Consider the following 11,168-nt stretch of genomic DNA (forward strand, 5'->3'; position numbering starts at 1 on the left):
CCATCGTCTCCACCGTCGGCAACGAAGACTGTCATGTCATCTTGCGCGGCGGCAAGGCGCCTAACTATGACGCAGCAAGTGTCGACGCCGCGGGTCGGGATCTGGTCAAGGCCGGCCTTAAGCCTCGCATCATGGTCGATGCCAGCCACGCAAACAGCAATAAAGACTACACCCGTCAGCCCCTGGTCATCGAAGACGTCTGCGGTCAGGTTGGCGGTGGCGAGCAGCGCATATGCGGCGTCATGGTCGAAAGCCATCTGGTGGGCGGTCGCCAAGATCTTGTTCCCGGCAAGACGCTGGTGCACGGGCAAAGCATCACCGATGGCTGCATCGACTGGGACGCCTCCGTACAGGTACTCGAGCGTCTGTCGGCGGCAGTGCGTGAGCGGCGAGTCGTATCGGCCCAGTCCAGCGCAGCCTGACAGAACCTGCGCAGGCGGCGTTGCCGCCTGCGCTTTGTAATCCATCGCTTCTCGAGCAACCGGAGCCACTCTTGAACTCGTCATTACAAAGCCAGGCCAATCGTCGCGCGATTCCAGCCGGTTTTCTCGAAGCGCTTCAGCAGCGGTTCGGGGCGTCGTTCTCTACTGCAGAAGCCGTCAGGGCGCATCATGGGCGCGATGAATCTCCTTATCCACCCATGCTGCCTGACGGCGTCGTTCATGCGCACAGCATTGATGACATTGCCTGGGTTGCGGCGCATTGTCACCAGTACAAGGTGCCGCTCATTCCTTTCGGGGCAGGGTCGTCGCTTGAAGGCCAGGTATTGGCCGTACAAGGCGGCATCAGCCTTGATCTCTCGGGACTGGACCGCATTGTGGCGGTCGACACCGAAGACCTATGCGTCACTGTGCAGGCCGGTGTACGTCGCAAGCAGCTTAATGAGTACTTGCGCGATACCGGGCTTTTTTTCCCGGTCGACCCGGGGGCGGACGCTACGCTGGGCGGCATGGCTTCAACTCGGGCGTCGGGCACCAATGCGGTCAGATACGGAACCATGCGCGACAACGTCATGGCGTTAAAGGTGGTTACCGCCGAGGGCCGAATCATTCATACCGGCAGCCGGGCACGAAAATCGTCGGCGGGCTATGACCTGACCGGGTTGTTTGTCGGCAGCGAAGGCACCTTGGGCATTATTGCCGAGCTGACCCTGCGGCTGTATCCGCAGCCCGAGGCTGCGTCGGTGGCGATCTGCAATTTCCCCACCCTTGAAGCGGCGGTCAACAGCGTTATCGAAATCATCCAATTGGGGGTGCCGATAGCTCGGGTCGAATTTATGGACACGGATGCAGTGCGGGCGACCAATGCCTACAGCAAGCTTGATCTGGCCGAATCTCCGTTACTGTTCTTTGAGTTCCATGGCAGCCCTGCGGGCGTTCAGGAGCAGGCTCGAACCGTTGGCGAAATTACCGCCGGTCATGGGGGCGCCGATTTCCAGTGGGCCGAGCATCCCGAGGATCGAACGCGCTTGTGGGTGGCCAGACACCATGCTTACTTTGCCGGCCTGCAGTTGCGACCGGGTTGCCGCGCCACGACCACCGACGTGTGCGTACCGATTTCGCAACTGGCCCGCTGTGTCAGCGAAACCGCCGCCGACCTGGAAGCGGCCAGTTTTCCGCATACCATCTTAGGGCATGTGGGCGACGGTAATTTTCATGTCATGATGCTTATCGACCCCGACAACCCGGCAGAATGGGAAGAGTCCGAGCAGCTGAATCGCCGTTTGGTCGAGCGCGCCATTGCTATGGGGGGAACCTGCACCGGCGAGCATGGTGTGGGCCTGCATAAAATGGAGTTTCTATCTCTTGAGCACGGTGACGAGGCTTTGGCCTTGATGCGCAGTGTCAAGCAGGCCTTCGACCCCAATAATATCCTGAACCCCGGCAAAACCATTCCTCCGCCTGCCGGTACCGGCCTTTAGCACGCCCAGATCGTTAAAATTACTGTATGACTTCTTCAGCAACCAAAGGACGCGTCGTCGTCGGCATGTCCGGCGGCGTCGACTCGTCGGTCAGTGCCTGGCTTTTAAAACAACAGGGCTACGAAGTGGTGGGCCTGTTCATGAAGAACTGGGAGGACGATGACGACTCTGAGTACTGCTCGACCCGTCAAGACTGGCTCGACGCAGCCAGTGTCGCCGACCTGATCGGCGTCGACATCGAAGCAGTTAATTTTGCCGACGAGTACAAAGAACGTGTCTTTGCCGAGTTCCTGAGCGAATACTCGGCCGGCCGAACGCCCAACCCCGACATATTATGTAATGCTGAAATCAAGTTCAGGGCTTTTCTTGACCACGCGATGCAGTTGGGTGCTGAGCGCATTGCCACCGGTCATTATGCTCGCGTGCGCGAGGTAAGAGACGGGCAGGGCAGCCGCTTTGAGCTGCTGAAGGGCCTGGACACAAGCAAGGACCAAAGCTATTTCCTGCATCGCCTGAACCAGAGCCAATTGTCTCGCACCTTGTTCCCTTTGGGCGAGGTGCCTAAAACAGAAGTGCGGCGCATCGCCGCCGAGCTGGGCCTGCCTAATGCTGCAAAAAAAGATTCGACCGGTATCTGCTTTATCGGCGAGAGGCCGTTTCGCGAGTTCCTGAATCGCTACCTGCCCACCCAAGAGGGGCCGATCAAAATGCCCGATGGCCGAGTGGTGGGGCGCCACATGGGGCTGGCGTTCTATACCTTGGGTCAACGCAAGGGGCTGGGCATAGGCGGGGTCAAGGGCCGCCAGCGGGACGACGGCACGGCCGACGCCTGGTACACCGCACGTAAAGACATTCAGGCCAACACCTTGTATGTGGTACAGGGCCACGACCACCCCTGGCTGCTTTCGCAACAGGTGCAGGCGCAAGACGCCAGCTGGGTTTCCGGCCAAGCGCCCGACTTGGGCGACTATGCTGCCAAGACACGTTATCGTCAGCCCGATGCTGCCTGTCGTTTGGTCGAGGCCACATCCGAGGGAGGCTTTTCATTAAGCTTCTCGCAAGAACAATGGGCTGTGACCCCGGGGCAGTCTGCCGTGCTCTATGACGGCGACGTGTGCCTGGGCGGCGGCATTATCGTGTAAGTGTCCTGGTACCGGGTAGCGCGTGTAACGCGACCGAAAAAAAGCCGGGTTTCATACCCGGCTTTTTTGCGTGTTTCGGTGCTGATCGTGAGGTATCAGGGGTTGACCGCGATATTTTGTGGTTGGGGGTTGGTGGTCGGTGGCGCGCTGGCCACGAACGAAGGCCGCTCGTGAAGCTTTTCGGCAAGTAGCGCCAAGTTGGGGTATTGGCTGCGCCACGGAAGCTGGCTGTAACGAAGGTCGAGATAGCCCAAGGCACAGCCAACCGCAACGTCTGCAAGGCTGAAGTTGACCCCCATGCAGAATGCTTGCGGTTCAAGGCCTTGTTCCATGAACTCGAGTGCGGCTGTAATCTTGCCTTGCTGGCGCAGGATCCAGTCGGTGCTGCGCAGATGCTCGGGGCGCTGGGTGTTTTCGACCTGAATAGCCACGGTGGCGTCCATGACGCCGTCGGCGATGGCTTCCCAGCACTTGGTGGCAGTACGGTCGCGGCCGGCTTGTGGCAACAGGCGGCCCACGGGCGAAAGGGTGTCGAGGTATTCGACAATAACGCGGGAGTCGAACAGACTGCCGCCGTCGTCCATGACCAGACAGGGCACTTTACCCAGGGGATTATGCTGTTGGATTTTGGTTGTTTCCGACCATACGTCCTCGATAACCAGCTCATATTCGAGCTTTTTCTCGGCCATTACGACGCGTACCTTGCGCACGTAAGGGCTGGTCAGCGAACCCAAAAGTTTCATGTCAGCCAGAATAAGTTATGGTGAGCAAAGTATAGCAGGGAAGCGCCCGAACCCATCAGCGTGCAGGCGTCTGCCGCACCGGGGCGTTACAGGTTGTTGGTTTATAGAAACGTACTTTCTGCGCAATGGTTAAAATGTACTGTTTTGTCTTTTGAGCGGTGTTTTTCAAGCCATGCAGATTGCCCCTACCCTGACCCCTTTAAATGCCTTGTCGCCCCTTGACGGGCGTTATGCTTCACGTGCAGATTCTTTGCGGCGCCTGCTGTCTGAAGCCGGCTTCATGGCGCATCGAGTCGAGGTCGAGGTTGCATGGCTGATCGGCCTGGCCGGGGGCGGGCTGCCCGAGTTGCCCGCATTTTCGACGCACGCCATCGAGCAACTGCAGGGGCTGGTGGCCAACTTTTCCGAGGCTGACGCCGAGCGCATCAAGGCTATCGAGCGCACCACCAATCATGACGTCAAGGCCGTGGAGTACTGGCTGAAAGAAAAAGTGGCCGAGTACCCGGAACTGGCCAAGGCAGCCGAGTTCATTCACTTTGCTTGCACATCTGAAGACATCAACAACACGTCGCATGCCTTGATGCTGAGCCGCACTCGCGAGCAGGTGCTGCTGCCCATGCTGACTCAGGTGACTGACACCATCGCCGCCCTGGCCGTGCAGTACGCCGACCAGCCTCTGTTGGCACGTACCCACGGCCAGCCGGCCAGCCCCACCACTATGGGCAAAGAGTTTGCCAATGTGGCGCATCGCTTGTCGCTTGCCCTGGCCGAAATTCGTGCGGTGCAGCCGTTGGCCAAGCTTAACGGTGCAACCGGCAATTACAATGCCCATTTATCGGCTTACCCCGAAATTGACTGGCCGACATTCAGTGCGACCGTGTTGCAGCAATTGGGGCTTAAGCAAAACACCCACACCATACAGATTGAGCCGCACGACTGGATGGCCGCCCTGTTTGATGCCGTAGCCCGGGCAAACACCATCTTGCTGGACTTCAATCGCGACATCTGGGGCTATATTGCCCTGGGCTACTTCAAGCAGCGGCTAAAAGAAGGCGAAGTGGGCTCATCGACCATGCCGCACAAGGTCAACCCTATCGACTTTGAAAACTCCGAAGGCAATATCGGGCTGGCCAATGCCATGTTGCGGCACCTGGCCGAGAAGCTGCCGGTTTCGCGCTGGCAACGCGACCTGACCGACTCCACCGTACTGCGTAATCTGGGTGTCGCCTTTGGCTACTGCACCGTAGCCTGGGATTCCTGCTTGCGCGGTCTGGGCAAGCTTGAGCTTAATGCCGGAGCCATCGATGCCGATATCGACGCCTGCTGGGAGGTTCTGGCCGAACCTGTGCAAACCGTCATGCGACGCTATGGCCTGCCGCAGCCATACGAGCAGCTTAAGGCCCTGACGCGGGGCAAGGGCATTACCGAAGAAGCCTTGCGTGAATTCATTCAGCAGCTTGATCTGCCCGCAGACGCCAAGCAACGTTTACTGGACATGACGCCGCGCAACTACATAGGCCTGGCTGGGCAACTGGCTCGTAGTCGTTAAGAAGCCGGCAGGCCGGGGCTGTCTTCCCAATCTTGCCAGGACACTGAAAACGTGTCGACATATTGGCTTACCGCCCGGCCGACCGTTGGAAAGAAATAATCGTCGCCAAAGTACGAATACAGGCCGAAACGCTTCAGTTTGTCTTTGACGGGGTCCTTCATTTCGGCAAAGCAAAATTTTATGCCTTGCTGCTTCAACCTTTCGTCCAGTTCCTTGAGCATGTCGCCGGCCGTTACATCAACGCTTGTTACCGGTTCGGCGGCCACGACCAGCCAGCGCACCGGTGTTGGCGATGCATCGACGGCCTCGAGAACTGCCTGCTGAAAGAACTCGGCATTGGCAAAGAACAGGGGCGCGTCCCAGCGGAACAGCACCAGACCGGGCACGCGTCGCGCATCGGGATAGCGGGACAGATCGTGATAGCCCTTAAGGCCGTCCACCCGGCCGAGCACTGTGTGGTGTGGGCGCCAGCCGTCCCACAAGAACTCGATGACTGCAATGATGATTGCCAGGCCAATGCCCGGTATGGCTCCGAGTAGCAGCACACCGGCTGCGCAGCTGACCGAAAGCCAGAACTCCCATTGCTGAATGCGAAAAATGCGCCCAAGGTCTTTGATTTCAAACAGGCTGATGACTGCTGCAATGACGACGGCTGCCAGGGCGCTGCTTGGCAGGCTGTGCAATAAATTCGGGGTCAGCACCAGCATTAGGGCGACCACCAGTGCACCGACCAGAGAAGCGAGCTGAGTCTTCGCCCCGGCGGCTTCGGCCACAGGCGTACGCGACGCGCTGCTGCTGACCGGAAAACCCTGAAACAGCCCCGTGGCCAGGTTGGCTGCGCCCAAACCGAGTATTTCCTGATTGGGGTCTACGTGGTCACCCATTCGGGCAGCGTAGCTGCGCGAGAGCACGCTGGTTTCTGAAAATGCCAAAATGGCCGCTGTGACGCCGCCGATGATCACCGGGCCAAGATCGGCATAGGTAATGGCCGGCCAGACCGGTGCCGGCAGGCCTTGGGGCAGGCCGCCCAGTATTGACACGCCCCGGGCTTCCAGATTGAAGCCCATGGTGATGAGTATGGTCAGCACTACGGCGATCAGCACTGCGGGTACACGCTTTCGTGCGCGCAGCAAAAGCAGCACGATAAACACCGCAATTCCAAGGCCCAGAGCGTACGGATTGGTTTGGCCCTGGACCACGCCCTGCAGAAAACTCCAGGCTCGAACCAAGGGGTGTTCGCCTTCGGTTGAAAAGCCGAAAAGATTAGGCAACTGGCTGATCAGCACGGTCAGGGCGATGCCGTTCATATAGCCGTATCGGATCGGCTTGGAAAGTAACTCGGTAACGAAACCCAGCCGCAAGACGCCAGCCAATAGGCAGGTAGCTCCTGTTACGACGGCCATCGCCCCTGCCAAAGCCACGGCTCGCGCCGGGTCGCCGGCAGAGAGCGGCACCACCACAGAAAGAATAATCGCCGCCAATGCCGAGTCGGGCCCGAGCACCAATACGCGGCTTGGGCCAAACACCGCATAGGCGCAGAGGGGCACAATGGTGGCGTACAGGCCGTAAATACCGGGCAGGCCGGCAGCCACCGCGTAAGCAATGCCGACCGGTACCAGGAAAGCCGACAAAGCTAGTCCGGCCGTGATGTCGCTGCGCAACCACTCGAGACGATAGGCATTTAACATGCGCAGCCCCGGGAGCCAGCGAAGCAGGTCTCTGCGTGGTCTACCTTTTCCGTCCGCGCTTGGGTCTGTATCGGTCGGATCAGTCACGGGATCGGTCATGCTGCACCCCAGTCGGAAGGCCGGGTATGGCACGGCCCCGGTTAGCCATGGAATGTGGACGAGTGGCGAGCTGCATTGCCGGCTCGAGACCTGCCTAGTTGATGGATTGCGACGACTGTAACTGCGACTGCATCTCGAGAATCAGTGCCTCGAGTTCGGGTGAGGTTTGCAGTGCCAACACCGGCATGCCTTTCGCGTCGGAAGCGTTTTGTTCGAGTTTGAGGACAATGCTTTGACCTTCGAAAGCTTTTGGGTTGGCCTGTATTTGTACGTACTGATTCAGCAGGCGGTCGACCGCCTTTTGAGCTTCGAACAGTTGGGTCGACATGGGTGATTCGGCATGCAGCTTGAACTGCTGCTCGATCGTTCTGGCCAGATCCCAGCTAAAGAAAAGTAGCGCCTTCTGACCATGGCATTCGGGGTGCAGGAAGCCCCAGGATTCATTGGGTTTTGTCAAAGTGATACCGGAAAAATTATTGGCGCTGTGTGCGCTTGCTGACGGTTTTGCCATCGTAGGCGTATACGTCTATTTTATCCGGCATTTGAGTGCTGGGGGTTTGCACCAGGAAACTGCGGCCTTTGACCGTGACCTTGATTTGTTCTGAACATGACCCGAAAGACGGCGATATGGTATAGCCTTTTTTGGTCAGGACCACCCACCGGTAAGAAACGGGGCAATCAGTGTTGCCGGAGTTGATGGATACCAGGGCAACCTGGGCGGCAGGCAGGCTGAATGCGTAGGGTATGTTGAGCAGGCCTTCAATTACCGGGGCGACATCGGTGTCATTGAAATGCAGCCGCGATTCGTAGAGGTACTCGTTGTTCTTGACCTGAAGGGTGCCGTAAGGGGTGTCAAAGACCAGTCGCGAGGGCGTCTCGGGCCAGTTTGAGGAGGCGGCGGCTGCCCCGCCCAGCATTGCTCCGAACAGGCCGAGCAGCAAAAACACGGAACGTCGTATAAGGCAAGGGCGGCGCATAGTATTTCTGTAGCGGATGACAGTTGATACCTATGGATGCGGGGCAGCATCGGCGTGCTCTCGGAACACGAGTGTTACCAGATGCCGCGCGACAAGTACGGAATGTAAACGCGATTACATTCTATTCTATTTGTACCCAAGTTTGAAGTCAGTATCATCGCGTGCCAGGGGGCGACGCCTGCAGCCAATTATGCCGAGCCCAAGCTCATATATAGCGCAGCGATAAGCAGCAACAAAAAATAAACGGCTACGCCCGCCAATAGGCTTTTGACCGCAATGCGACGTTTATCGCGCCAACCAAGTCGCCCGGGGGTGTGGTGGTGCCGGTAGGTGGCCCACCACCAGGTGGCGGCCATGGTCAGAATGCTCAGAAACAAGAAACCGATTTTCATGCCGGTATTCTAGTCGCAGAGCGCGGCGGCAAGTAAGTTCAAACAACAGGCCCGGCGAAGCGCCGGGCCTGTTGTTCGGGCGTGGCAGGCGAAGCCTGCCGCGTTTGCATAGCGGCAGGGTGAGCCGTGCCGTGCCGTGCTTAATAGATGGGGGTGCGGTTGATGGAAACCCGCAGCTCGCCAAGAGCCTGGCTTGCAGGGCTGTCGGGGCCGTTTTGCGCAATAGCGGTGCTAAGGCGGGTTTCGAGGCCGGCGCAGTATGTTGCCCGTAAAGGCTCGGGTAGCTCGTTCAATTGTTCGATGAAAGAGGCGGCGAATTCTTCGCCCAGCCCGGTAAGGTCGGCGAAATTGACATCGCCCGATTCGTACTGGCGTGTGATCTTCAGCGCACGGGCCCAGTACTGCTCGATGAGTTCGTTCATGACGGGTCTCCTGAGTGTTGTGCTGTTTTCAGCTCGGCATGACGGCGCTTTTGGCGACGTGATGAATGGAGCGTCAGCGTAATTATTGTTGTGCCGCGGTGGCGGCTTGCCGTGTCAGGCTTGCTGGCGGCGAATGCCTGTTTCAGGCGGGCAGACGCGCTGGTCTGCGCATCAAGCGTACCAAACAAGCTCGCAGCGGGTTGTGACAAATTGAATGTTTTATCCAGCCCAATGTAGGTGGCTTGGCGAGCCGGGCAGGAGGAAATCAGCTGCGCGTTTTCATCCCGCCTCATTCATCGCGACCAGGCTTCATGTTGTTTCTGCAAGAAGCATGTAGTGCATTGAAACTAAATGTCTTTTATGAATATAAAGTGCGGCTGGGTAACGCGATGAATGCTTCCATCCGTATATCCCGGTCTGGTGCCCGTCGGGTGCACCGTTCAGCATGGGCTCCTTGACGTGATGAGGCAGGTGCTCCGATGGCAATGCGTTTCGCGAAACGGGCGGGTGTGGTGGTCGGCACGGTACTGTGCACGGCATGCACGAGCTTGCCCGACTGGTCGGTGTTTGATCCATTCAAGGCCCACGGGCCGGTCAGCGGGGTTAGCTACAGTTTCTCGTGGCGGCTGTCGGGCAACCGCGCGGCGGGGCCACAACAGGTTTTTGACGACGGGCGCAGCACCTGGCTGCAGTTTGATGCCCGGCACCCCATACCCGCCATCTTCGCCCGCACTGCGCAAGGAGACCAGTTGCTTAGTTACCGCCGCCACGGCGAGTATGTGGTGCTCGATGGCGTCTGGCCCGTTTTGGTGTTGCGCGCGGCTGGTTTGCAAAGTCGTGTGGAACGCATTGAAGGTGCGGGCCCGGCGCCGCGCCGCCGCGAAATGAGCGGTGTCGACGTTGAAAGTGTCGACGCTGAAACGGCAGCTTCTGGATCTGCTGATGTCGGTATTGCTGATGTTGGTACGGTCGATGTTGGTACGGTTGATGTTGGTGCTGCTCGTCTTGAAACTGCCGGTGTTGGAGCGACCAGCGTCCCGACAGCAGGCGCTGAATCGACGCACACGACGCTTTCCGTGCCCGAGGCCTGGCCGGTTGCTCAGGTTTCATGGCCCTCGTTCACGTATCGTGTTTCGCCGCAAGACGGAAACATCCGCTTGGCACTGTCGCGCTGGGCGGCCACATCGGGCTGGACCTTTGAACCGGAACATTGGGCGGTGGACGTCGATATCCCGATCGCCGGCACCGCTGCCTTCGAGCTTGAGTTTGACCAGGCCGTGCAGCAACTGCTTGCGTCGACCGAGCTCTCTGACAGACCTTTGCAACCTTGCTTTTATGCCAACAAAGTGCTGCGGGTTGTACCGTATGCACAAAGCTGTGATCGAAGCATGCCTCGGGAGCGGGTCTGATGACATTGCGTCTGCCCGCCGCTTGTCTGGCTGTGTTGTTGTTGCCGGGATGTGCGCTTCAGCAAAAGCTGCTAGAAATTGCCTTGTCCTCAGAAGCGGCTCATGCGCAGGTGGCCGACGAGCGTCGTGCCTTTGCCGATGCGGTTTCCAACACGCAGGTGCGTCGTGCGGCGCAGCATGTCGACCGGCCCTGGCTCGCCGGGCGGGCGCAACCTCTGGCTCGCGAAGTCACCTTGCCGCCTGCGTTGCGGGCCAATGTACGTACCACCTTGGTGTTTCCGGGGGCGGCGCTTGAGCTTCCCGCCATTGCGCAGCGCATTACCCTGGCAACGGGCATACCGGTCTATGTGCGACCCGATGCGCTCTTGCCCCAAGAGCGCTTTGCGCCGCGCCTGGCTGCAGGCACGGGCTTGACATCGCAGGCCGCGGGCGCGCCGATTGCCATGCACCTGGACGGCGAGGCCGGCCCCTTAAGCGGCCTGCTCGACCGAATCTCGGCCACGCTGGGCGTTCGCTGGCGCTACAACGATCAGCGCATTGAGTTCTACCGCAGCGAAACCCGGATTTTCAATGTGCGTGCATTAACCTTGAACGCAGATGCCGAGGCGGCCCTTGGTTCGGGCTCTGACGCTGCGGGACAAGGGTTTTCAAGTGCATCCAAAACCAGGCTCAGTGGCGGCAAAGAATCGCTGATGGAGGTCGTGCGTCGCCGCATCGAGCCCTTTTTGTCTCAGGCGGGCATAGTGGTGGCCGAGCCCGGCGCAAGCTCGACGGTTGTTGTCACAGATACGCCCGAGGTACTGCAGCATATTGCCAAGTATCTTGA

At 59.0% G+C, this 11,168-nt stretch carries 11 protein-coding genes and 2 pseudogenes; 6 read left to right on the forward strand and 7 right to left on the reverse strand.

What is annotated here, in order from left to right; translation table 11 throughout:
- The 3 genes and pseudogenes from VL003_RS01050 to mnmA form a co-directional block, all read left to right on the forward strand.
- Window positions 1-422: pseudogene (locus tag VL003_RS01050) on the forward strand (3-deoxy-7-phosphoheptulonate synthase); the annotation flags it as partial.
- A 71-nt stretch (window positions 423-493) separates the two neighbouring features.
- Complete coding sequence (locus tag VL003_RS01055; protein WP_325438698.1) at window positions 494-1,921, forward strand: FAD-binding oxidoreductase; 1,428 nt, start codon at window positions 494-496, stop codon at window positions 1,919-1,921.
- A gap of 26 nt (window positions 1,922-1,947) precedes the next feature.
- Window positions 1,948-3,063 (forward strand): tRNA 2-thiouridine(34) synthase MnmA, encoded by a 1,116-nt coding sequence (gene mnmA, locus VL003_RS01060; protein ID WP_325438700.1) that lies wholly within the window; start codon window positions 1,948-1,950, stop codon window positions 3,061-3,063.
- 95 nt (window positions 3,064-3,158) lie between these two features.
- On the opposite strand, the gene VL003_RS01065 is transcribed toward mnmA, so the two are convergent.
- On the reverse strand, window positions 3,159-3,806 hold the full coding sequence (locus VL003_RS01065) for a glutathione S-transferase N-terminal domain-containing protein (RefSeq protein WP_325438702.1): 648 nt from the start codon (window positions 3,804-3,806) through the stop codon (window positions 3,159-3,161).
- A 172-nt stretch (window positions 3,807-3,978) separates the two neighbouring features.
- Here VL003_RS01065 and purB point away from each other — a divergent pair, with 172 nt between their 5' ends.
- Complete coding sequence (purB, locus tag VL003_RS01070) at window positions 3,979-5,355, forward strand: adenylosuccinate lyase (RefSeq protein ID WP_325438704.1); 1,377 nt, start codon at window positions 3,979-3,981, stop codon at window positions 5,353-5,355.
- Here purB and VL003_RS01075 read toward each other — a convergent pair.
- The 6 genes from VL003_RS01075 to VL003_RS01100 all read right to left on the reverse strand — a co-directional run bounded on the left by VL003_RS01075 (window position 5,352) and on the right by VL003_RS01100 (window position 9,226).
- The gene (locus VL003_RS01075; RefSeq protein WP_325438706.1) at window positions 5,352-7,043 is read right to left on the reverse strand and encodes a SulP family inorganic anion transporter; all 1,692 of its coding nucleotides are present in this window, start codon (window positions 7,041-7,043) and stop codon (window positions 5,352-5,354) included. The genes purB and VL003_RS01075 overlap by 4 nt on opposite strands.
- 193 nt (window positions 7,044-7,236) lie before the next feature.
- Window positions 7,237-7,599, reverse strand: coding sequence for a hypothetical protein (locus tag VL003_RS01080; RefSeq protein WP_325438708.1), 363 nt, complete (start codon window positions 7,597-7,599; stop codon window positions 7,237-7,239).
- Between the two features lie 16 nt (window positions 7,600-7,615).
- The gene (locus tag VL003_RS01085) at window positions 7,616-8,089 is read right to left on the reverse strand and encodes a hypothetical protein (RefSeq protein WP_325438709.1); all 474 of its coding nucleotides are present in this window, start codon (window positions 8,087-8,089) and stop codon (window positions 7,616-7,618) included.
- A 218-nt stretch (window positions 8,090-8,307) separates the two neighbouring features.
- Complete coding sequence (locus VL003_RS01090) at window positions 8,308-8,511, reverse strand: hypothetical protein (protein ID WP_325438711.1); 204 nt, start codon at window positions 8,509-8,511, stop codon at window positions 8,308-8,310.
- A gap of 140 nt (window positions 8,512-8,651) precedes the next feature.
- Window positions 8,652-8,933: a hypothetical protein gene (locus VL003_RS01095; protein ID WP_325438713.1), complete on the reverse strand. Its 282-nt coding sequence runs from the start codon at window positions 8,931-8,933 to the stop codon at window positions 8,652-8,654.
- Window positions 8,930-9,226 carry a hypothetical protein gene (locus tag VL003_RS01100; RefSeq protein ID WP_325438715.1) on the reverse strand — a complete coding sequence of 99 codons (297 nt, stop codon included), beginning with the start codon at window positions 9,224-9,226 and terminating at the stop codon, window positions 8,930-8,932. The genes VL003_RS01095 and VL003_RS01100 overlap by 4 nt, the downstream gene beginning before the upstream one ends.
- A 192-nt stretch (window positions 9,227-9,418) precedes the next feature.
- On the opposite strand from VL003_RS01100, the gene VL003_RS01105 reads away from it, so the two are divergent.
- Window positions 9,419-10,342: a TrbG/VirB9 family P-type conjugative transfer protein gene (locus VL003_RS01105; protein ID WP_325438717.1), complete on the forward strand. Its 924-nt coding sequence runs from the start codon at window positions 9,419-9,421 to the stop codon at window positions 10,340-10,342.
- Window positions 10,342-11,168: pseudogene (locus tag VL003_RS01110) on the forward strand (hypothetical protein); the annotation flags it as partial. The gene VL003_RS01105 and the pseudogene VL003_RS01110, both read left to right, overlap by 1 nt.

Source organism: Pusillimonas sp., assembly GCF_035515275.1.
Lineage (GTDB): Bacteria > Pseudomonadota > Gammaproteobacteria > Burkholderiales > Burkholderiaceae_B > Pusillimonas.

Bases quoted from the DNA above. Each gene is read 5' to 3' on its own strand.
- VL003_RS01105 (WP_325438717.1), top strand. From the start codon at position 9,419: ATGCGTTTCGCGAAACGGGCGGGTGTGGTGGTCGGCACGGTACTGTGC.
- VL003_RS01100 (WP_325438715.1), bottom strand. From the start codon at position 9,226: ATGAGGCGGGATGAAAACGCGCAGCTGATTTCCTCCTGCCCGGCTCGC.
- mnmA (WP_325438700.1), top strand. From the start codon at position 1,948: ATGACTTCTTCAGCAACCAAAGGACGCGTCGTCGTCGGCATGTCCGGC.
- VL003_RS01075 (WP_325438706.1), bottom strand. From the start codon at position 7,043: ATGTTAAATGCCTATCGTCTCGAGTGGTTGCGCAGCGACATCACGGCC.
- VL003_RS01090 (WP_325438711.1), bottom strand. From the start codon at position 8,511: ATGAAAATCGGTTTCTTGTTTCTGAGCATTCTGACCATGGCCGCCACC.
- VL003_RS01095 (WP_325438713.1), bottom strand. From the start codon at position 8,933: ATGAACGAACTCATCGAGCAGTACTGGGCCCGTGCGCTGAAGATCACA.
- VL003_RS01065 (WP_325438702.1), bottom strand. From the start codon at position 3,806: ATGAAACTTTTGGGTTCGCTGACCAGCCCTTACGTGCGCAAGGTACGC.
- purB (WP_325438704.1), top strand. From the start codon at position 3,979: ATGCAGATTGCCCCTACCCTGACCCCTTTAAATGCCTTGTCGCCCCTT.